General features: G+C 73.1%; 15 protein-coding genes. 11 read left to right on the top strand and 4 right to left on the bottom strand.

Going from position 1 to position 20,735, the window contains the following annotated elements:
* Window positions 1-69 precede the first annotated feature (69 nt).
* Window positions 70-612 (top strand): HXXEE domain-containing protein, encoded by a 543-nt coding sequence (locus ACZ4U4_RS27050; RefSeq protein WP_467879357.1) that lies wholly within the window; start codon window positions 70-72, stop codon window positions 610-612.
* A 144-nt stretch (window positions 613-756) separates the two neighbouring features.
* On the opposite strand, the gene ACZ4U4_RS27045 is transcribed toward ACZ4U4_RS27050, so the two are convergent.
* Together ACZ4U4_RS27045 and ACZ4U4_RS27040 are read right to left on the bottom strand one after the other, a co-directional pair.
* Window positions 757-1,779, bottom strand: a complete 1,023-nt coding sequence (locus ACZ4U4_RS27045; protein ID WP_467879354.1) for an adenosine deaminase — start codon at window positions 1,777-1,779, stop codon at window positions 757-759.
* 246 nt (window positions 1,780-2,025) lie between these two features.
* Window positions 2,026-2,643 carry an NADAR family protein gene (locus ACZ4U4_RS27040; protein ID WP_467879353.1) on the bottom strand — a complete coding sequence of 206 codons (618 nt, stop codon included), beginning with the start codon at window positions 2,641-2,643 and terminating at the stop codon, window positions 2,026-2,028.
* 200 nt (window positions 2,644-2,843) lie between these two features.
* Here ACZ4U4_RS27040 and ACZ4U4_RS27035 point away from each other — a divergent pair, with 200 nt between their 5' ends.
* The 7 genes from ACZ4U4_RS27035 to ACZ4U4_RS27005 all read left to right on the top strand — a co-directional run bounded on the left by ACZ4U4_RS27035 (window position 2,844) and on the right by ACZ4U4_RS27005 (window position 11,609).
* Window positions 2,844-4,361 (top strand): gamma-aminobutyraldehyde dehydrogenase, encoded by a 1,518-nt coding sequence (locus ACZ4U4_RS27035; RefSeq protein WP_467879350.1) that lies wholly within the window; start codon window positions 2,844-2,846, stop codon window positions 4,359-4,361.
* 738 nt (window positions 4,362-5,099) lie between these two features.
* On the top strand, window positions 5,100-6,347 hold the full coding sequence (locus tag ACZ4U4_RS27030; RefSeq protein WP_467879532.1) for a polyamine ABC transporter substrate-binding protein: 1,248 nt from the start codon (window positions 5,100-5,102) through the stop codon (window positions 6,345-6,347).
* Window positions 6,348-6,477: 130 nt separating this feature from the next.
* Complete coding sequence (locus ACZ4U4_RS27025) at window positions 6,478-7,638, top strand: ABC transporter ATP-binding protein (RefSeq protein WP_467879348.1); 1,161 nt, start codon at window positions 6,478-6,480, stop codon at window positions 7,636-7,638.
* Window positions 7,635-8,567 (top strand): ABC transporter permease, encoded by a 933-nt coding sequence (locus tag ACZ4U4_RS27020; RefSeq protein ID WP_467879347.1) that lies wholly within the window; start codon window positions 7,635-7,637, stop codon window positions 8,565-8,567. Before ACZ4U4_RS27025 ends, ACZ4U4_RS27020 begins: the two co-directional genes overlap by 4 nt.
* Entirely contained in the window at window positions 8,567-9,406 is an 840-nt protein-coding gene (locus ACZ4U4_RS27015) for an ABC transporter permease (RefSeq protein ID WP_467879345.1), read from the top strand. Before ACZ4U4_RS27020 ends, ACZ4U4_RS27015 begins: the two co-directional genes overlap by 1 nt.
* Before the next feature lie 5 nt (window positions 9,407-9,411).
* The gene (locus ACZ4U4_RS27010; RefSeq protein ID WP_467879343.1) at window positions 9,412-10,836 is read left to right on the top strand and encodes an NAD(P)/FAD-dependent oxidoreductase; all 1,425 of its coding nucleotides are present in this window, start codon (window positions 9,412-9,414) and stop codon (window positions 10,834-10,836) included.
* Window positions 10,837-11,156: 320 nt separating this feature from the next.
* Complete coding sequence (locus tag ACZ4U4_RS27005; RefSeq protein ID WP_467879341.1) at window positions 11,157-11,609, top strand: hypothetical protein; 453 nt, start codon at window positions 11,157-11,159, stop codon at window positions 11,607-11,609.
* A gap of 147 nt (window positions 11,610-11,756) precedes the next feature.
* On the opposite strand, the gene ACZ4U4_RS27000 is transcribed toward ACZ4U4_RS27005, so the two are convergent.
* Both ACZ4U4_RS27000 and gabT read right to left on the bottom strand, forming a co-directional pair.
* Window positions 11,757-12,476 (bottom strand): phosphatase PAP2 family protein, encoded by a 720-nt coding sequence (locus ACZ4U4_RS27000; protein WP_467879338.1) that lies wholly within the window; start codon window positions 12,474-12,476, stop codon window positions 11,757-11,759.
* Between the two features lie 556 nt (window positions 12,477-13,032).
* Window positions 13,033-14,382 carry a 4-aminobutyrate--2-oxoglutarate transaminase gene (gene gabT / locus ACZ4U4_RS26995; protein WP_467879335.1) on the bottom strand — a complete coding sequence of 450 codons (1,350 nt, stop codon included), beginning with the start codon at window positions 14,380-14,382 and terminating at the stop codon, window positions 13,033-13,035.
* A gap of 241 nt (window positions 14,383-14,623) precedes the next feature.
* Between gabT and ACZ4U4_RS26990 the strand changes: the two genes are divergently transcribed.
* The 3 genes from ACZ4U4_RS26990 (at window position 14,624) to ACZ4U4_RS26980 (ending at window position 20,525) form a co-directional block, all read left to right on the top strand.
* Window positions 14,624-16,786 carry an ATP-binding protein gene (locus tag ACZ4U4_RS26990; RefSeq protein WP_467879333.1) on the top strand — a complete coding sequence of 721 codons (2,163 nt, stop codon included), beginning with the start codon at window positions 14,624-14,626 and terminating at the stop codon, window positions 16,784-16,786.
* Between the two features lie 331 nt (window positions 16,787-17,117).
* A complete protein-coding gene (locus tag ACZ4U4_RS26985; RefSeq protein ID WP_467879331.1) occupies window positions 17,118-18,779 on the top strand; it encodes a PucR family transcriptional regulator in 1,662 nt (553 codons plus the stop codon).
* A gap of 288 nt (window positions 18,780-19,067) precedes the next feature.
* Window positions 19,068-20,525: an aldehyde dehydrogenase family protein gene (locus ACZ4U4_RS26980; RefSeq protein ID WP_467879329.1), complete on the top strand. Its 1,458-nt coding sequence runs from the start codon at window positions 19,068-19,070 to the stop codon at window positions 20,523-20,525.
* Window positions 20,526-20,735: the final 210 nt, after the last annotated feature.

Below are 20,735 nucleotides of genomic sequence, written 5' to 3'. Positions count from 1 at the left end.
GGCAGCGTCCGGGACGTCTGCACGGCAACGCCGTACGCGCGATCAACTCCCGTGTCAGACTCGTCACTTATGACACACCGCACACCGGCCTCGCGAGGAGTCCCGCCCGCCGTGACCCTCGGGCTCTTCGCGGCCTGGGCCCTGCACGACGCCGAGGAAGTGGCGTTCGGGCCGCGCTGGATCCGGAAGAACCTGCCGCACCTGCGTCGGCAGCTGCCTGCCGTTTCGGAGGGGGTGTGGCGGACCCTGGAACGGACCGATCAGCGGGAATTCAACCGGGCCGTCGCAGTGATAGGCGCGGTGGTGGCGACCGCAGCGCTCCAGGGGTACCGGACCGGCGGCCGCTCCGCGTTCTACCAGGGCGCCCTGAACGGCTTCGGACTGCACGCCCTCATGCACCTCGCCCAGGCAGCCGCCGTCCGCGCCTACACGCCCGGGTCGGCCACCTCTCCGACCGTCGTCATCCCCTTCACCCTCTGGGCCCGCCACCGGCTGCGCCGCGCCGGGCTCCTCACACCGATGCGCGCGGGGGACGCGCTGCGCGGGGCGGGCATCGCCTTCGCCGCCGCCATCGCCTCCCACGGCGTGGCACGGATCATGAGTCACCGCTGACGCGCACGGGGCGCCGATCTGCGCCGCACAGGGCCCGGATGCGTGCCGCATGGAGCACGGTCGGGACGCCGCATGGGGCGCGCCCGCCGCACAGGGCGGAGGCGGGCCGGGCGTCGCCGCCCGTGCCCGCCGCGCCGATGGGGGCTACGCCCGCTGCGCCGCCGCGTAGGCGTCGATCTCGGCGGCCAGACGGGCCTTGGCCGGGGCATCCATGAAGGACGCCGTCACCGCGTTCTTCGCCAACGCCGCGACACCGTCCGTGTCCAGGTCCAACAGCCGGGCGGCCACACCGTATTCGGTGTTGAGGTCGGTGCCGAACATGGGCGGGTCGTCGCTGTTGACCGTGATCAGCAGCCCCGCGTCGGCCATCGCCTTGACCGGGTGCTCGTCCAGCGTGCGCACCGCGCGGGTCGCGATGTTGGACGTGGGGCAGACCTCCAACGGGATGGCGTGCTCGGCGAGATGGGCCAGCAGCTTCGGATCCTGGACGGCGCTGGTGCCGTGCCCGATGCGTTCGGCGCGCAGTTCGTGGAGCGCGTCCCAGATGGTCTGCGGCCCCGTGGTCTCCCCGGCATGCGGCACGGAGCGCAGCCCCAACGCGCGGGCACGGTCGAAATACGGGGCGAACTGGCCCCGCGGCACACCGATCTCGGGCCCGCCGAGCCCGAACGAAACAAGCCCCTCGGGCTGCAGCTCACAGGCGATCCGCGTCGTCTCCTCGGCCGCCGCCAGCCCCGCCTCGCCAGGAATGTCGAAGCACCAGCGCAGCACCACGCCCAGCTCGGTCTCCGCCGACTTACGGGCGTCCTCGATCGCCTCGACGAACGCGGCGTCCGGGATGCCGCGGCTGGTCGAGCTGAACGGGGTGACGGTCAGTTCCGCGTACCGGATGTTCTGCCGCGCCATGTCGCGGGCGACCTCGTACGTCAGCAGCCGGACGTCCGCCGCGTCACGGATGAGGTCCACGACGGAGAGGTAGACCTGGATGAAGTGCCGGAAGTCGCGGAAGGTGAAAAAATCGGTTAGCGCCTCGGGGTCGGTGGGGACCGCGGAGTCCGGATGCCGGGCGGCGAGTTCCGCGACGATCCGGGGAGAGGCCGATCCGACGTGGTGGACATGCAGCTCCGCCTTGGGCAGGCCCGCGATGAAGGCATCGAGATCGGACAACGTTCCTCCTGGTCAGTGGCGCAGCGATGTGCGGAGACGCCCGTCATCGTATGCGGCACCAGGGCGCCGCCCGAGGGCCGGTCTTACCGGATGCAGGCCGACTTCTCGGATGGGGTGCGCTCCGGTGACGGGTGGCAGCGGGTACGGTCCCGGCCGCGCAACGGCTACGGCAGCGCCGCGCCGATCACCGGCGCCCTCGGGGCGCTGCTCGGCGTCACGCTCGCTCGGTACGGTGCGCTTTGCGTCTTACACCGCCCCCACTCCCGCCTCCGTCTCGTCAAGTCTGCGGCGGGCCTCCATGAGGGCGAAGCCGAGGAGGTTGGGGCCCCGCCAGCGGGCCGGGTCCGCGGCCCGCTCGTCGTCGGCGGCCAGGCCGATGCCCCATATACGGTCCACCGGGCTGGCCTCCACCAGGACGCGGCGGCGGGTGGCCCGCAGGAAGTCCCCCAGGGCGGCATCGCTGCCGAACTTGTGCACGCTGCCCTCGACGACCAGCGCGAAGCGGTGCTCCTGCCACCGTGCGTCGTCGAAACCGCGCACCGCGCGCCCCGCGGCCTTCGCCTCCCGCGGGTGGCGCGCCTCGACGGCCCGCCGCTCCGCCTCGGCATCGCCGAACAGCCGGGCCTTGCCCGCCATCATCCAGTGCTCCGCGGTCGCGTAGGTGACGCCGTCGACGGTGAACGGGGCGGGCCACCACTGGCTGAGGCAGCTCGGTCCGAGCGCGCCGTCGCGGCGCGGTGCATGGCCCCAGAAGTGGAGGTACCGGAAGCGCCGCCCCGCGGCCACCGCCCGGCGCAGTGCGGGCAGATCCAGAGGCAGTTCGGCGGTGTCGTTCCGCGCGGTCCCCGTCGCGTCGTGCATCATGCCGGGATTCTGTCAGCGGGCACCGACAACGTGTCGGGCGTCCGCGCCACGGAATTCGCAGAATTCGTCGCGTGACCAAAAGGAAACTACGGAATCCCTTGTTGGCCACCAGGGGCTCTGTCAGGATCGGCCATCATTTCCGCAATGAGCTACGCCCGGTCGCGCCGTGGAACGGCTCTGGACCGGCTCAGGAGAGCACCATGGATCAGCGATTCGATGTGTCCGAGCGGTTTGCCGAGGGTGCGCAATTCATCGACGGACGGCTCCGGGGCGGCACATCGGGCCGCACCCAGGTCGTGGTGGACCCGGCGACCGGTGAGCAGCTCCACACCTACGCGCTCGCCGACACCGGCGACGTGGACGCCGCGGTCGACGCCGCGCGCCGCGCCTTTCCCGCATGGAGCGGCGTCACCCCGGGGGAGCGCTCCGACACGCTGCACCGCTTCGCCGCAGCGCTCGCCGAGGACTCCGCCGACCTCGCCTACGCCGAGTCGCTGAACTGCGGAAAGCCCCTCAAACTCAGCGAGGAGTTCGACGTACCGGGCTCCATCGACAATGCGGCGTTCTTCGCCGGGGCCGCTCGCCACCTGGAGGGCAAGGCCGCAGCGGAGTACAGCCCGGACCACACCTCCGCCGTGCGGCGCGAGGCCGTCGGCGTCGTCGGCTCCATCGCGCCCTGGAACTACCCGCTCCAGATGGCCGCGTGGAAGGTGCTGCCCGCGCTCGCCGCCGGGAACACCATCGTCCTCAAGCCCGCCGAGATCACCCCGCTGACCTCCCTGATGTTCGCGCAGGCCGCCACCCGCGCGGGGCTGCCGGACGGGGCCCTGAACATCGTCTCCGGCGCGGGGCGGGACGCCGGTGAACACCTCGTCGACCACCCCGGCGTCGCGATGACGTCCTTCACCGGATCGACCGCCGTCGGCAAGCGCGTCGCCGAGGTCGCCACGGCCACCGTCAAACGCCTCCACCTCGAACTGGGCGGCAAGGCCCCGTTCGTGGTCTTCGACGACGCCGACCTGGAGGCGGCCGTGCACGGGGCGGTCGCCGGCGCCCTGATCAACTCGGGCCAGGACTGCACCGCGGCGACCCGGGCGTACGTCCAACGTCCCCTGTACGAAGCGTTCGTGGCCGGTGTCGCCGACCTCATGGCGACCGTACGGGTCGGCGATCCCTTCGACCGCTCCACCGACCTCGGCCCGCTCATCTCGCACGCCCAGCGCGACCGCGTCGCCGGTTTCGTCGACCGGGCGCGCGCCTACGCCACCGTCGTCACCGGCGGCGAGGCGCCCCAGGGCGCCCTGGCGAGGGGCGCGTACTACCGGCCCACCCTGATCACCGGCGCACCCCAGGACAGCGAGATCGTTCAGTCGGAGATCTTCGGCCCGGTGCTGGTGGTGCTGCCCTTCGACAGTGACGACGAGGGCATCGCGCTCGCCAACGACACCCCCTACGGCCTCGCCGCCTCCGCATGGAGCCGGGACGTCTACCGCACGGGGCGCGCCACCCGCGAGATCAAGGCCGGTTGCGTGTGGGTCAACGACCACATCCCGATCATCAGCGAGATGCCGCACGGCGGCGCCAAGGCGTCCGGCTACGGCAAGGACATGTCCGCGTACTCCTTCGAGGAGTACACCCAGGTCAAGCACGTCATGTACGACATCACCGGGATGGCGAGGAAGGACTGGCACCGGACAGTCTTCGGAGACCGGGCGTAATCCGACACGGGGCGTGCGGCGCGAGGCGTGCGCCGTGGGGCGCTTGCCTCAGGGAGCGCCGAGCGGGGCGTCCGGCTTGTGTGGCAGGGCCCGCGTGGGGCGGGCGCACCATGCGGGCCCGGGGGACGTGCACCGCGCGTGGCTGCCCCGCCCCATGCGGGGCCCTCATGCCGTGTGTGTAGCTCGCGTTGGGGCCGCCCGGGGACTCCGCCGCCGTCGGCTGTCCGCGGGGCGGCGCGCATGGGACGCCGTGCATGGGGCGGCCGCGCGGAGCCCCGCATGAGGCCGGAGCGGCGGGGCCCCGACCCGTCTCACGTCGTACGGCGAGGACAGGCGGCTGACGGCGCCCCACGCGGGCGGCGCTGGCACGGAGCGCGCGCCCCACGCGCCGGATCGCCGTACCGGCACGGCCTCGACCCCCGTCGGGGCCCCGGCGCCCCAGGCGCGAGGAGCCCGCTCCGCCCCATGCGCCCTGCCCCGTGCCTCGTGCACGGGGCAGCCCGGACCACGCCCACACCACCTCCCCCCCCCACCAACAGGTACCGCCCAGCACCCGCCCGTGCACCGCGCCCCATGCACCACACCCTGTTCACCATCACCCCCGTGCCCCCGCACCGCCCCAAGAAGAACCTCCGCATGACGCCCGGCACCATGCCCGTCCCACCCCCGGCCGCGGGCGCCGCGCGGCAACGTCAGTACCGGCACCATGCCGGTCCACCTGGAAAGGGCCCTCCGCGCATGGAGCACCACCACCAGCCCGCCCCGCTCTCCCCGCCCGAGGCCGCCGCGGTGCGGCGCAGCATGCGCGACGGCCGGCTCGCCATGACCCGCCGCTCCGTGCTGCGCGCGAGCGCCCTCGCCGCGACCGCGCTCGGCGGCTCGTTCGCCCTGTCCGCGTGCGGCATCCCACCCGCCGGCCGCACCGACGCGGCCCGGACACCCGACCATTCGGCCACGGAGAAACGTCTCGCCTTCTCCAACTGGACCGAGTACATGGACGTCAGCGACGACGGCAAGCACCGGCCCACCCTGGAGGCGTTCACCCGCCGCACCGGCGTCACCGTCCGGTACACCGAGGACATCAACGACAACGACGAGTTCTTCGGCAAGATCCAGGCCCAACTCGCGGCGGGCCAGGACACCGGCCGCGACCTGGTCGTGCTCACCGACTGGCTCTGCGCCCGGATGATCTCCCTCGGCTGGGTCCAGCGGCTCGACCCCGCCCACCTCCCGCACGCCACGGCGCACCTCGCCGCACAGTTCCGCCGCCCCGCCTGGGACCCCGACCGCGCCCACTCCTACCCCTGGCAGGGCATCCCCGCGCTCATCGCGTACAACAAGAAGGCCACCGGCGGCCGCACCGTCGACTCCGTCAGCCAACTGCTGGACGACCCGCGCCTCAAGGGACGGGTCGGCTTCCTCTCCGAGATGCGCGACAGCGTCGGACTGACCCTCCTCGACATGGGCAAACGCCCCGAGGACGTCACCGCCGCCGACTACGACGCGGCCCTCGCCCGGATCCGGCAGGGCGTCGACCGGGGACAGATCCGCCGCTTCACCGGCAACGACTACACCAACGACCTCGACAAGGGCGACCTCGCCGCCTGCATCGCCTGGGCCGGAGACATCGTCCAACTCCAGAAGGACAACCCGGACATCGCCTACGCCGTCCCCAAGGCCGGCTACATGATCTCGTCCGACAACTTGATGGTCCCGAACGGGGCGCGCCACAAGCGGAACGCGGAACGCCTCATCGATTACTACTACGAGCCCAAGGCCGCCGCCCGGCTCGCCGCGTACATCAACTACACCTGCCCCGTCGACGGCGTCCGCGACGAACTCGCGAAGATCGACAAGGAGCTGGCGGACAACCCGCTGATCCTCCCCGACGCGGACATGGCCGCACGGTCCCACGCCTTCCGCGCCCTGACCACCGAGGAGAACAAGGAGTACGCGCGGAAGTTCTCCGACCTCACCGGTGCCTGACCCGCACGCCCCACGGGGCGCCATGCGCCGCGCCCCATGCGCCCCGCCCCGCGGCCCCATGCCGCTGCCCCGCGGCCCCACGCCCTTGCCCCATGCGCCGCTTCGACCTCCGAGACACGGGACGACCGACATGACGAAGACCGCAAGCCCCCAGAGCGGCAGCGGCGGCGACGTCCGCCTGCGCCGGATCAGCAAGACGTACGGCTCCTTCACCGCCGTCCACCCACTCGACCTCACCGTCCCCGCAGGCTCCTTCTTCGCCCTCCTCGGCGCGTCGGGCTGCGGCAAGACCACCACCCTGCGGATGATCGCCGGCCTGGAGGACCCGACCACCGGCACCGTCGAACTCTCCGGCGAGGACGTCACCGCCCTGCCGCCCTACAAGCGCCACGTCAACACCGTCTTCCAGAACTACGCGCTCTTCCCGCACCTCGACATCTACGAGAACGTCGCATTCGGACTGCGCCGCCGCGGCATCAAGTCCGTGAAGAAGCAGGTCGAGGAGATGCTCGACCTCGTCCAGCTCGGCCCCATGGCGCGCCGCAAACCCCAGCAGCTCTCCGGCGGACAGCAGCAGCGCGTCGCGGTCGCCCGCGCCCTGATCAACCACCCGCAGGTGCTGCTCCTCGACGAACCGCTCGGCGCCCTCGACCTCAAGCTCCGCCGCCAGATGCAGCTCGAACTCAAACGCATCCAGACCGAGGTCGGCATCACGTTCGTACACGTCACCCACGACCAGGAAGAGGCCATGACGATGGCCGACACCGTCGCCGTGATGAACGGCGGCCGCGTCGAACAACTCGGCGCCCCCGCCGACCTCTACGAGAACCCCGCCACCACCTTCGTCGCCAACTTCCTGGGCACCTCCAACCTCATCGAGGCCGAAGTCACCGGCGCCGACGGGGACGATCTGCTGCTGCGCGCCGCCGACCGCGCGCTCCGCGTGCCGGCCCGCCGCTGTCCCGGCACCGCCCGCACGGGGGACAAGCTCCTCGCCGGGGTCCGCCCCGAGAAGATGGCCCTGGCCCATCCCGACGACGCCGTCCCCGAGGGCCACAACCGGCTGGCCGGCCGCATCAAGGACGCCGCGTTCATCGGCGTCTCCACGCAGTACCTCCTCGACGTCCCCGGCGTCGGCGAACTCGCCGTCTACGAACAGAACATCGCCCGCGACGGCCGCCTCGTGCCCGGAGCCGACGTCGTCGCGCACTGGAGCGGCGCGCACACCTTCGGCCTCGACGCCGCGCAGGACATCAGCGCCGGCGCCGACGCCGACGAGGAGGCCGCATGAGCACCGTCACCGAGGCCCCCGCGCCCGCCCCCGAGGACGCGCCGCCCGAGGTCCGCACGCCACCGCTGCGCAAACGGCTCGTCCCCTACTGGCTGCTGCTGCCCGGCATCGCCTGGCTGCTGGTCTTCTTCGCCGCCCCGCTCGTCTACCAGGCGTCGACGTCGCTGCAGACCGGCTCGCTGGAGGACGGCTTCCGCGTCACCTGGCACGTCGCCACCTACTGGGACGCGCTCGTCCAGTACTGGCCGCAGTTCGTCCGCTCCGTCCTCTACGCCGCCACCGCGACGGGGCTGTGCCTGCTGCTCGGCTACCCGCTCGCCTACCTCATCGCCTTCAAGGCCGGACGCTGGCGCAACCTCGTGATGATCCTCGTCATCGCCCCGTTCTTCACCAGCTTCCTCATCCGCACCCTCGCCTGGAAGACGATCCTCGCGGACGGCGGCCCCGTGGTGGGCGCCCTGAACGCGCTCCACGTCCTCGACGTCACCAGCTGGCTGGGGCTCACCGACGGCCACCGGGTCCTCGCCACCCCGCTCGCCGTGGTCTGCGGCCTCACCTACAACTTCCTGCCGTTCATGGTGCTGCCGCTCTACACCTCGCTGGAACGCATCGACCCCCGGCTGCACGAGGCCGCCGGCGACCTCTACGCGCGCCCCGCCACCACCTTCCGCCGGGTGACGTTCCCGCTGTCCATGCCCGGTGTCGTCGCCGGAACCCTGCTGACCTTCATCCCCGCCACCGGCGACTACATCAACGCCGAACTCCTCGGCTCCACCGACCAGAAGATGATCGGCAACGTCATCCAGTCGCAGTTCCTGCGCGTCCTGGACTACCCCACCGCCGCCGCGCTCTCGTTCCTCCTCATGGCGGCGATCCTCGCCATGGTCACCTTCTACATCCGCAAGTCCGGGACGGAGGACCTGGTCTGATGACCGCCTACGAGACCACCGACGCCGCCCCACGCGCCCGCACCGTGCGGCGCCCCGGCAGGCTCCGCCGCCACCTCGTCACGATCGCCGGACTGTGCACGCTGGCCTATCTGGTCCTGCCCAACGTCATCGTCCTGATCTTCTCGTTCAACAAGCCCAACGGCCGCTTCAACTACCAGTGGCAGCGCTTCTCGACCGACGCCTGGACCGACCCGTGCGGCGTCGCCGACCTCTGCGGCTCCCTCGGCCTCAGCCTGCGGATAGCCGTCTGGGCCACGCTCGGCGCCACCGCCCTCGGCACCATGATCGCCTTCGCGCTGGCCCGCTACCGCTTCCGCGCCCGCTCCACCGTCAACACCCTGATCTTCCTGCCGATGGCGATGCCCGAGGTCGTCATGGCCGCGTCACTGGCCACCCTCTTCCTCAACATGGGCATACAGTTCGGCTTCTGGACGATCCTCATCGCCCACATCATGTTCTGCCTGAGCTTCGTCGTCACCGCCGTCAAGGCCCGCGTGATGAGCATGGACCCGCGCCTGGAGCAGGCCGCCCAGGACCTCTACGCCACCCCCGTACAGACCTTCCTGCGGGTGACGCTGCCGATCGCCGCGCCCGGCATCGCCGCGGGCGCGCTGCTCTCCTTCGCGCTCTCCTTCGACGACTTCATCATCACCAACTTCAACGCCGGCTCCACCGTGACCTTCCCCATGTTCGTCTGGGGATCGGCACAGCGGGGCACGCCCGTTCAGATCAATGTCATCGGTACGGCGATGTTCCTCATCGCCGTCGTGTGCGTCGTCGTCGGCCAACTGGCCGGCGCACGCAGAAAGAGGAGCTGAGAACCATGGCACGAGCTGCCATGAACGCCCCGTCCCCCGTCCACGCCCTCGCGGTCGCCACCCCCGCCCCGTTCTGGCTCGACGACCCCGACCGCCCCGCCGCACTGCCCGCCCTCACCGGCGACACCCACTGCGACCTCCTCGTCGTCGGCGGCGGCTACTCGGGACTGTGGACCGCGCTGCTCGCCAAGGAACGCGACCCGCACCGCGACGTCCTGCTCATCGAGGGCGCCGAAACCGGCTGGGCCGCCTCCGGACGCAACGGCGGCTTCTGCGCCGCCTCCCTCACCCACGGTCTCGGCAACGGCCTCGCCCGCTGGCCCGGCGAGCTCGCCCGCCTCGAAGAACTCGGCCTGCGCAACCTCGACGCCATCGCGGACACCGTCACCCGCCACGGCATCGACTGCGCCTTCGAACGCACCGGTGAGATCGACATCGCCACCCGGCCCCACCAGATCGCCGAACTGGAGGAGGCGGCCGAGGACGCCGCCCGCCTCGGCCACGGCGACCGGTACACCTTCCTCGACCGCGACGCCCTGCGCGCCGAGGTCGACTCACCGACCTTCCACGCCGGTCTCTGGGACCGCGACGGCGTCGCCATGCTGAACCCCGCACGCCTCGCATGGGGCCTCAAACGCGCCTGCCGCGACCTCGGCGTCCGCTTCCACGAACACACCCGCGCCACGGGCCTCGCCCCGTACCGCGGCGGCATGGCCGTGCGCACCCCCTACGGCCGCGTCTTCGCGCGCCAGGTGGCTCTCGGTACCAACGCGTTCCCGTCCCTGGTGCGGCGTGTGCGCTCGTACGTCGTCCCGGTCTACGACCACGCGCTGATGACCGAACCGCTCACCGAGGAGCAGCGCGACGCCATCGGCTGGCGCGGCCGCCAGGGCCTCTCCGACAGCAACAACCACTTCCACTACTTCCGCCTCACCGCCGACCACCGCATCCTGTGGGGCGGCTACGACATCGTCTACCGCTACGGCGGCGGCGTACGGGCCGAGTACGACCATCACCCCGCCACCTACGCCAAGCTCGCCCGGCACTTCTTCCAGTGCTTCCCCCAGCTGGAAGGGGTCCGCTTCAGCCACGCATGGGGCGGCGCCATCGACACCTGCTCCCGCTTCTCCGCCTTCTTCGGCACCGCGCACAAGGGGCGCGTCGCGTACGCCGCGGGCTACACCGGTCTCGGCGTGGGCGCCACCCGCTTCGGCGCCGAGGTGATGCTCGACCTCCTCTCCGGGGAGCGCACCGAACGCACCGAGCTGGAGATGGTCCGCAGCAAGCCGCTCCCGTTCCCGCCCGAACCGCTGCGCTGGGCCGGGATCGGGATCACCCAGTGGTCGATGACCCGCGCCGACGCCCGCGAGGGACAGCGCAACCTGTGGCTACGGGCGATGGACAAGGCGGGCCTCGGCTTCGACAGCTGAGGCGCCCGCCGCGGTACCGCCGTATGGGGCCGGTCCCGGAGCCGCCGCATGGGGCCCGCGCCCCATGCGGCGGGTGCTTGCCGGGACCGCGCTCGCACGGGGCGCCGTCCGTCCTCGTACGCCGACTGCCGCCGTACGAACGGCCCGCCGCCCCTCGGCCGACGCCCCGCGGTGCCCGTACGCGGTGGTCGTCCGCGCCCCCGTCTTTCCGACCGCACACACCGGCGGAAAAAATATTCCGCGGACCCGTGTAAGGATGCCGCCCCCGCGCCCTCTCCCCGTGGACCTGCCCGAACGGGCCGGGAGAGCGAGGAAGAGACATGAACGCCGCGGGGGCGAAGCGCGCAGTGGAGTGGCTGGTATCGGTGGCACCCGATCCCGATGCTTGCCGGTGGGAATGGGAACGCAGCCCGCTGGGGGTGGTTCTCCTGCCGGCCGGCAGGCGGTGGGACGTTCTGATCGTCGACGGGAAACTCGGCTACCCCACCCTCGACGTCCTGACGTGGGTGACACCCCGGCCCGGCCCGGTCCTGGCCGACTTCGGGGATTCCCGGGTGGGCTTCTTCGTCCCGCCGGGCACCGCCACGCGCTGGCTGGGCACCGGCGTACGGGGCGTGGGGCAGGGCACCTGGATCGTCGTCCCGTACCCGGGCCGGGCCACCGGGGGCGTCCGCTGGATCGTTCCTCCTGATGGCCGGGGCACGCTCAACGACCCCGGTCTCCTCGAACTGGCCCTGCACGAAGCCGCAGCGGTGCTCGCCCGCGACACCTGACGGGGCGCGGACGGGTCACGGCGCGCGCCGCACCATGCGGCGGCGTCGCGCCGTGCCTGGGGCGTGCGTGCACCGCTCGCCCCACGCACGCGGCGCCCCACGGCCGTTGCCGCGCGCATGCGACGCGATGCGCGGGGCAGCCGCAGGTCAGTGCCGCCCCGCGCCCCCGGCCTCGTACCACCGGGCACAGACCGCCGACCAGAGCGTCAGTACCACCCCGGACAGGCACCAGCTCGCCACAACGTCCAGCGGCCAGTGGTAGCCCTGCCGGACCAGCCCCACGCCGACACCGACGTTCATCAGGACGACGGCTCCGGCGACGAGCGCCGCACCGGGCCCGCGCACCGTGCGCCCGGACCGCCGCCGCTCGTGCAGGAGCAACAGCGCCACGAGGCCGTACGCGACCGCGGCGGTGGCGGCGTGGCCGGACGGGAAGAACCCGTCATGGGGCGCCCCCGCCATGCGCGGCGGCCCCGGCCGTCCGATCCAGACCTTCGCAGGAACGACCACCGCCGGTACGAGGGCCATCGTGCCCAGCGCGGCGAGCGACGGCAGCCACCGCCGCACCGGCACGGGGCCGGGGCCCTCCACCGTGCGCGGCGTCTCCTGCGGGCCGGTGTCCACGCCCCGTGCGACGCACCGTGCGCGCCGCCGGGCCCGTGCGGAGCGCCAGAGCGCCCAGGCCACCGCCACCAGGAGAACCGGTAGCGCGACGGTGATGTTGCCGAGATCGGCGAAGAACTGCGCGACCGGTGCCGGGACGGCACTTCCGCCGAGGGCGAGGCCGCACCGCTCGTCCAGCGTCCGCAGTGCCCCGTGCGCGGCCACCTGCCAGGTGAGCAGCGCGAAGACCAGCAGACAGAACAAGACCTGGGCGGCGTACCGGTACCGACGGCGCCCGGAAGCGGGGCCACCGTGCCCGGACAGAGAAATCGGCCGCCTCGGAACAGGGGGGGTGATTCCGAGGCGGCCGCGCGAATCGGGGTACCGCGCGCCCCGGGGGGTCTGGGGCGGGCGGCCGTCCGATCGGTGAGGATTCCCGGAGCCGGAGGCCCCGGAGTCGTGCGCGAGGGCACGGCCTGGTCGGAGCCGGTGAAGCACCGACCGGGCGTCGCCCGCAGTCCCCTGCGAGCGGGGTGTATCTCTCATCTGCAGAAACCGTACGGCACCCGGAACGCGCCCGAAAGCCGGATCACCCGGCCGCCATTGCTCTCGCACATCTTCTTCACGCTGCCACCCCGCCGACCTGCAAGGGGCTCCTGTGCCCTGGCCCCGCGCATGGGGCGCACGCATGGGGCGCAGGCACGGGGCCGCCGCACGGGGCCCCGCACACACGTCGGCCCGGGACGCGGTCCGTGCCGCGCCCCGGGCCGAGGTGCCGTATCTGTCGGGCGGGGATGGCGCCCGCCCGACGGGAGTCGGATCAGAGCGCCGCGAGCGCCGCCTCCAGGATGTCCAAGCCCTCGTTGAGCAGGTCCTCGCCGATGACCAGCGGCGGCAGGAAACGCACCACGTTGCTGTACGTACCGGTGGTCAGGACCAGCAGGCCCTCCTGGTGGCACGCCTTCGCGAGCGCGGCGGTGGCCTCCGCGTTCGGCTCCTTCGAACCGGACTTGACCAGCTCGATCGCGATCATCGCGCCGCGGCCGCGGACCTCGCCGATGATGTCGAACTTCTCCGCCATCGTGCCCAGACGCGCCTTCATGATCTCGCCGATCCGGCGGGCCTTGGCGTTCAGGTCCAGCTCACGCATGGTCTCGATGGAGCCCAGCGCCGCCGCGCACGCCACCGGGTTACCGCCGTACGTGCCGCCCAGGCCGCCCGCGTGCGCCGCGTCCATCATCTCGGCGCGGCCGGTGACCGCGGCCAGCGGCAGACCGCCGGCGATGCCCTTGGCAGTGGTGATCAGGTCCGGGACGATGTTCTCGTCCTCGCACGCGAACCACTGCCCCGTGCGGCAGAACCCGGACTGGATCTCGTCGGCGACGAAGACGATGCCGTTCTCCTTCGCGAAGTTCGCGATGGCGGGCAGGAAGCCCTTCGCCGGCTCGATGAAGCCGCCCTCACCGAGCACCGGCTCGATGATGATCGCCGCGACGTTCTCCGCGCCGATCTGCTTGGTGATCTGCGTGATGGCCTGCTCGGCGGCCTCCTGCGCACAGTTCTCCGGGCCGGTCAGCCAGCGGTACGGGTAGGCCAGCGGCACCCGGTACACCTCGGGCGCGAACGGGCCGAACCCCTGCTTGTACGGCATGTTCTTCGCGGTCAGCGCCATCGTGAGGTTCGTACGGCCGTGGTAGCCGTGGTCGAACACGACGACCGCCGGGCGCTTGGTGTAGGCGCGGGCGATCTTCACCGCGTTCTCCACCGCCTCCGCACCCGAGTTGAACAGCGCGGACTTCTTCGCGTGGTCGCCCGGCGTCAGCTCCGCGAGCTGCTCGCACACCTCGACGTACGGCTCGTACGGCGTGACCATGGCACAGGTGTGGGTGAAGTCCGCGAGCTGCGCGGTGGCGCGGCGCACCACGGCCTCGGCGCTGTTGCCGACCGACGTCACGGCGATGCCGGAGCCGAAGTCGATGAGGGAGTTGCCGTCGACGTCCTCCAGGACACCGCCGCCGGCGCGCTTGACGAAGACGGGCAGCACCGCACCGACGCCACCCGCCACGGTGGCCTGCTTACGCTCCCACAGCGCCTGCGACTTGGGGCCGGGGATCGCGGTGACGACGCGACGCTCCTGGGGGAGGGCGGGGCCTCCGGACAGTTCGGTCATGGCAGTCTCCTGGGGGTGGAAGGGGACGTACGAAAGGTCTTTTCTCGCAGGCTAGGGGCGGTGGACCGGGTCTGGCATGTTCCGTTCGGGAGAAGTGCGCGTGTTGCGTTGTCCGCGCCGGACATAGCGACGGCGCGGGGCCAGTAGATTGAGCGGCGGCGTACCGCACCCGTGCGGTCCACGGCGCGGGCACGGTCCACGAACGACGCAGGCACAGTCCAAGGGGGACAAGGGGCACCGGATGGACACCGAGGGCACGCACGACGCACCGCACACCGTTCCGCCGCCACCGCACGGAGCACCCCGACCCGAACCCACCGTCCCGCGCCCCGCGGCACCGCCCGCCGCCCCGTCGGCGGCCGCCCCGCCGCCCCCCGTGGGGCCGCCGCGCGCCCCGCACGAGGCGGCGCCCGAGCCCCCGGTCCTGCGCTGGTTGCGCACCCCCCGCCCCGCCGCCGCACCCGGCATCTGGACGTACGGCCACCGCCCCCGCCCCGCGGTCGACCCGGACCGTGCCCCGCTGCGCCAGCTGATCAGCGGTGCGGTCATCTCGGGTCTGTGCGGGTGGCTGCTGTGGTCGTTGCTGTGGAACAACTACCTCGGCAACTACTGGGTGTGGCCGCTCTACGCCCTCACCCCGGACTCCTGGCGCACCAGCGGCACCTTCACCGTCTGGGTCGTCTACCTCTACTACGGGATGTGGATCGCGGGCATCGCCGTCGTCTTCGGCCGTCTCGGTCGCTGGCCCGAACTGCTCGGGCGGGTGGCCGGCCCGCTGCTGCGGAGGATGCGCCAGGGCGCGCCCGTGGCGAAGCCCGAACCGGCCGTGGACCGTGCGCAGTGGCCCGAGCTGCGTGCCGCGGGCGCCGTCGACGCCGCCGACAAGCTCACCGCCGAGGCCCGCGCGGGGCGGATGAACGACGTCGACGTCGTCCGCATCGACCACGCATGGCGCGCCGCACGGGGCGGCCCGTCCGGCGTCGCGTCCTTCACCGACACCGTCCTGCGGCACGGCGCCGCCGCCGGGACGCACCCGTCCGGCGCGCGTGATCTGGCCCGCCGGACCGCCCACCACGACCTCCTGGCGCACCAGGTACGCATCGGTGTCGCCGCCGACCACGAACGCAACCCGCACCAGCACCGCGGCGCCGGACTCGCCCTGGATCCGGGTCTGTTGGGCACCTCGCTGCTCGCCGTCGGCCCGTCGGGCAGCGGCAAGACCAGCCGGGTGCTCAAGCCGGTCGTCGAGTCGATGTGCCTCCAGGCGCTCGCCCGGCGGTGCGCCGTCGTGGCCGTCGGCCCCGTGGGCGCGGACCTCGGCCCCGATGACGCCTTCGACGTGGTGGTCCGCGTCGGCCGCCCCGGCCAGGACACCGACCTCGACCTCTACGGCGGTACCACCGATCCCGACGAGGCGGCCGGCATCCTCGCCGAGGCGCTGGTCGGCGATCTGGCGACCGGTCGGGCCGGTGCGGACGGCCGGCGCGCGGCGACCGCACTCGGGCAGCTCCTCGGCCCGTTCCGCACTGTCCACGGCCGTTTCCCGTCCGTACCGGAGCTGCGCGAACTCCTCGACGGTGCGCCGGAGCCGGTGGCGGAGCTGCGCGAGGCGCTGCGCGCCGCCGGCGCCACGGCGCAACTGCGCGAACTGGACGCCCGCGCCAGGCAGGCCGAGCGTCCGGACGACGCCGGGACGCTGCTCGCCGACCGGATCGCTCTGCTGGACCGCCCCGCCTTCGCCGGGTTCTTCGACACCACGGGGCGCACCCGTCAGGTGTCGCTGCGCTCGCTCGACCAGCCGCTGCGGGTACGCGTCGAGCTCCCGGAACGGGGCCATGCCGAGGCGTCGCGGATCCTCGCCCGGCTGATGCTGGCCCAGTTCACCGAGTCCGCGGTGGCCCGCACCGACCGCTCACTCTTCGCCTGCCTGGTCCTCGACGAGGCGGCGCACACCATCACCGCCGAGGCGCTGCGGGGGCTGCAGCGGCTGCGGGCGGCCAACGCGGGCGTGGTGCTGACGCTCCGCGCGCTGGACGACGTCCCCGAGGCGCTGCGCAGTGCACTGCTCGGCGCGGTCGGGTGCCGGATGGCCTTCGCCGGCGTCACGACCTGGGACGGAGCGCGGTTTGCCGAGGTGTGGGGCAAGGAGTGGGTGGAGACCCGCGACGTCACCGACCGGCAGATCATCGCGTACAGCACCGCAGGCAAGGTGTTCCACGCGCTCCGCCGCGTCGTCACGGGCAAGGCGGCCACGGCCAAGGCGATCACCGTCCGCACCGTCGAGCGCGAACGCTGGTCCGCCTCCGACCTCGCCAACGCCGTCCCGCCCGGCCACGCGGTGCTGTCGGTCACCTCGGTACGCGGAGAACACGCGCCGCCTGTTCTGGTGGATCTGGGGAGGTAACGGCGGGACGGGGCGCCTGCTCCGGGCGGGCCGCGGGAGGCGTGCAGCGGCCCCATGCGCAGGGCCCCGTGCGGCTGCCCCGTACGTGGCTCACCGCGGACGCGCCGCCCCATGCGAAGCGCCCGCGTCGCCGCTCCGTCCGCACTCGGCCCCGTACGGGCCGCCTCCGGAGGGCAGGGGCCCTGGTCGGCGGTGTGTGCCGCCCGGCTGCTCCGGTTGCCGTTGAGGCAGAATCGACAGCGACCGTTCATACGGGACGGCCAAACCCCGGGCGGTGCCGCCCCCGCCCCACCGGCGGTGGCCGCAGGCCCCCGTCGCCGTCGAAGGTCCCATGCCGCACACCCTCGCCTCCCTGGTCAACCACACCGCGCTCAAGCTGACCGTGCTCGCGGGCGAGGACCGGCTCGACGTCCCCGTCCGCTGGGCCCACGCCAGCGAGCTGATCGACCCGGTGCCCTACATGGAGGGCGGTGAGCTGCTGCTGATCACCGCACTGAAACTGGACGCCGAGGACGAGGAGACCGCGCGCGCCTACGTACGCCGGGTGGCCCGCGCGGGCGTCATCGGCCTCGGCTTCGCGATCGGCGTCAACTACGACGAGGTCCCCGAGGCGCTCGTCGCGGCGGCCCGCGCCGAGGGGCTGCCGCTGTTCGGCGTGCCTCGCCGGACCCCGTTCATCGCCATCAGCAAGGCCGTCTCCGCCGCCGTCGCCGCCGACCAGTACCGCGCAGTGACCGCCGGGTTCGAGGCGCAGCGGGAACTTACCCGCGCTGCGCTGAGCGCCGAGGGCCCGGCCGACCTGCTGGCCCGGCTCGCCGCTCACCTGGACGGCTGGGCCGCGCTGTACGACGCGTCCGGCGCCGTGCTGGCCGCCGCGCCCGAATGGGCGGCCCGCCGCGCCGCCCGGCTCACCGCCGACGTCGCCCGGCTACGGGAGCGCCCCGCGCCCGCCAGCGCGGTGATCAGTGCGGCGGAGGGCGACGACCGCGTCGAACTTCAGTCCCTGGGCACGGGGCGGCGGGCACGGGGCGTCCTCGCCGTCGGCACGGGGGCGGCCCTGGGGACGGCGGAGCGCTACGCCGTCCACTCCGCCGTGGCCCTGCTGACGCTCGCCACGGAGCGCTCCCGCGCCCTCCAGGACGCCGAGGCCCGGCTCGCCTCCGCCGTGCTGAAGATGCTGCTGGTCGGCGAGCCGGACCATGCGCGGTCCGTGGCGGGACGGCTCTACGGGGGCCTGCTGGAGGCGCCGTTCCGGGTGCTGGTCGCCGAACCGGTGGCCGCGGACGGCGGCGCCGACCGCACGGGGCCCGGTGTGCTCGACGGCCTCGCGGACGCCCTGGAGTCCGCCGCCGCCCGTACGGGCGAGGCGGTGCTCGTGGTGCCCGAGACGGGGCGGGTGACGGCGCTCGTCGCCGACGGCGGGGCCGCGGCCGAGGCGTGTGCCCGGTTCGCCGTGGACATCGAGGACCGGCCGGACCCGTCGCCCGCGCCGCGTGGTGCGGCGCCCCGTGGTGAGGCCCCGTACGGCGGTGAGCTGCTGGCGGCCGGGCTCTCCGCCCCGACCGGCCCTGGAGGCGCGCCGACCGCGCACCGTCAGGCCGAACAGGCGCTCTCCGTCGCCCGTCGGCGGAGCCGCGCGCTGATCGAGCACGAGGACGTCGCCGCCGGCTCCGTCCTCCCACTGCTCGCCGATGACGCCGTCCGTGCCTTCGCCGACGGGCTGCTGCGCGCCCTGCGCCAGCACGATGCGACCGGCCGGGGCGATCTGGTCGCCTCGCTCCGTGCCTGGCTCTCCCGGCACGGGCAGTGGGACGCCGCCGCTGCCGACCTCGGGGTGCACCGCCACACCTTGCGCTATCGGATGCGCCGCGTGGAGGAGATCCTGGGCCGCTCCCTGGACGACGCGGACGTCCGTATGGAGCTGTGGCTCGCCCTCAAGGCGACCTCGGACACCGAGGAGACACGGGGCGTACCGGGGGCTCCGGGGGACTGAAGCCACCGGCCCCGGCCGTACCCTCCGCCGGGGCATGGGGCATGGGGCATGGGGCCACGCGCCCCACAGGCCGTCAGCCGCCCCACCCACACCAGCCGCTCCGCCCCATGCCCCCCCGTGCGCCGCCCCGGCATCGTCCACTGCGGAGAGACACACCGGCGGATTGCGCCGCTTCGGACAAACGTCACGGCGGTGTGGCACCCCTACGGTGGGGGCAGAGTCGACAGCGCGGATCTGCTCGCCGGTCCGTGCGCACCACCCACCACTTCGGAAGGGCCGGGATCCACTGTGCCGAACAATGCTGCAGCACCCACCGCCTTTTGGGTCGCCGGCCGCGAGGCCACCGGTGACACCACCTTCGACGTCACCTCCCCCTGGGACGGGCGTCTCGTCGGCACGGTGAGCGTCCCGACCGAGGAGCAGGTCGAGGAGGCCATCGCCGCCGCCGTCGCCGTCCAGGACGAGTTCGCCGCCACCCCCGCCCACGTCCGCGCCGCGGCCCTCAGCCACGTCGAGCGCCGGCTGGTCGAGCGTACGGAGGAGATCGCGCAGCTGATCTCCGCGGAGAACGGCAAGCCCATCAAGTGGGCGCGCGGTGAGGTCGGCCGCGCCGTGTCCGTCTTCCGGTTCGCGGCCGAGGAGGCGCGCCGCTTCAACGGCGGCGAGGCGCAGCGGCTCGACACCGACGGCGGCGGCGCCGGACGCCTCGCGCTGACCCGCCGCTTCCCGCGCGGCACGGTGCTGGGCATCGCCCCGTTCAACTTCCCGCTCAACCTCTGCGCCCACAAGATCGCCCCCGCCATCGCGGCAGGTGTGCCGATCTTCCTCAAGCCGGCGCCCGCCACGCCGCTGTCCGGCCTGATCCTCGGTGAGCTTCTCGCCGAGACCGACCTGCCGGCCGGTTCCTGGTCGATCCTGCCGGTCCCCAATGACCGCATGGCGGCGCTGGTCCAGGACGAGCGGCTGCCGGTCATCTCGTTCACCGGTTCCGAGAAGGTCGGCTACGACATCCTCGACTCGGTGCCCCGTAAGCACTGCACCCTGGAGCTGGGTGGCAACGGCGCGGCCGTCATCCTCGGCGACTACGCCTCCGAGGCGGACCTGGACTGGGCGGCCCAGCGGATCGCCACGTTCTCCAACTACCAGGGCGGCCAGTCCTGCATCTCGGTGCAGCGCGTGATCGCCGACGCGCAGGTTTACGACCGCCTGGTGCCCAAGATCGTCGCGGCGGTCGAGGCACAGGTCACCGGCGACCCGTCCGACGCCGCGACCGAGGTCGGCCCGCTGGTCAGCCAGGCCGCGGCCGAGCGCGTCGAGGCATGGGTGGACGAGGCCGTCGCGGCCGGCGCCAAGCTGCTCACCGGTGGCAAGCGGGAGGGCGCCGCGTACGCGCCGACCGTCCTCGCCGAGCTGCCCGCCGACACCACCCTCGCCTGCGAGGAGGTCTTCGGGCCGGTGCTCTCGGTCGCGAAGGTCGACGGCGAGGCCGCCGCGTTCGCCGCGGTCAACGACTCCAAGTACGGGCTCCAGGCGGGGGTGTTCACCCACGATGTGCAGGCGGCGTTCCGTGCGCACCGTGCGCTGGAGGTCGGCGGCGTGATCATCGGCGACGTACCGTCGTACCGCGCCGACCAGATGCCGTACGGCGGTGCCAAGCTCTCCGGCGTCGGCCGTGAGGGCGTCCGCTACGCCATGGACGACTACACCTACGAGCGGGTCCTGGTGCTGACCGGCCTCGACCTCTGAGGGACGGTGCCCGGCCCGCCGGCCGTGGCACGCCCCGTTCGCCAGACCCGGCCTGGACCGGTGGACAGCGCGGTCGTCCCCGAGACCGTCACATGAGTCCAGACCAGGCGCCGGTCCGTCCTCCCGTGGACCGGCCCCGGCCGTGGGGGGGGGGGGGGGCGGGGGGGGCGCCGCCCCCCCCCCCCCTCCCTCTCCCTCCCTTCCCCCCCA

Source organism: Streptomyces sp. NPDC029159, assembly GCF_055564055.1.
Note: the sequence above shows the minus strand (reverse complement) of the source record. Positions and strands in the feature narration are given on the sequence as shown.

Excerpts from the sequence above, each read along its gene's own strand:
- ACZ4U4_RS27050 (WP_467879357.1), top strand. The coding sequence starts at position 70 with ATGACACACCGCACACCGGCCTCGCGAGGAGTCCCGCCCGCCGTGACC.
- ACZ4U4_RS27040 (WP_467879353.1), bottom strand. The coding sequence starts at position 2,643 with ATGATGCACGACGCGACGGGGACCGCGCGGAACGACACCGCCGAACTG.
- ACZ4U4_RS27035 (WP_467879350.1), top strand. The coding sequence starts at position 2,844 with ATGGATCAGCGATTCGATGTGTCCGAGCGGTTTGCCGAGGGTGCGCAA.
- ACZ4U4_RS27030 (WP_467879532.1), top strand. The coding sequence starts at position 5,100 with ATGGAGCACCACCACCAGCCCGCCCCGCTCTCCCCGCCCGAGGCCGCC.
- ACZ4U4_RS27025 (WP_467879348.1), top strand. The coding sequence starts at position 6,478 with ATGACGAAGACCGCAAGCCCCCAGAGCGGCAGCGGCGGCGACGTCCGC.
- ACZ4U4_RS27020 (WP_467879347.1), top strand. The coding sequence starts at position 7,635 with ATGAGCACCGTCACCGAGGCCCCCGCGCCCGCCCCCGAGGACGCGCCG.
- ACZ4U4_RS27015 (WP_467879345.1), top strand. The coding sequence starts at position 8,567 with ATGACCGCCTACGAGACCACCGACGCCGCCCCACGCGCCCGCACCGTG.
- ACZ4U4_RS27010 (WP_467879343.1), top strand. The coding sequence starts at position 9,412 with ATGGCACGAGCTGCCATGAACGCCCCGTCCCCCGTCCACGCCCTCGCG.
- ACZ4U4_RS27005 (WP_467879341.1), top strand. The coding sequence starts at position 11,157 with ATGAACGCCGCGGGGGCGAAGCGCGCAGTGGAGTGGCTGGTATCGGTG.
- gabT (WP_467879335.1), bottom strand. The coding sequence starts at position 14,382 with ATGACCGAACTGTCCGGAGGCCCCGCCCTCCCCCAGGAGCGTCGCGTC.
- ACZ4U4_RS26990 (WP_467879333.1), top strand. The coding sequence starts at position 14,624 with ATGGACACCGAGGGCACGCACGACGCACCGCACACCGTTCCGCCGCCA.
- ACZ4U4_RS26985 (WP_467879331.1), top strand. The coding sequence starts at position 17,118 with ATGCCGCACACCCTCGCCTCCCTGGTCAACCACACCGCGCTCAAGCTG.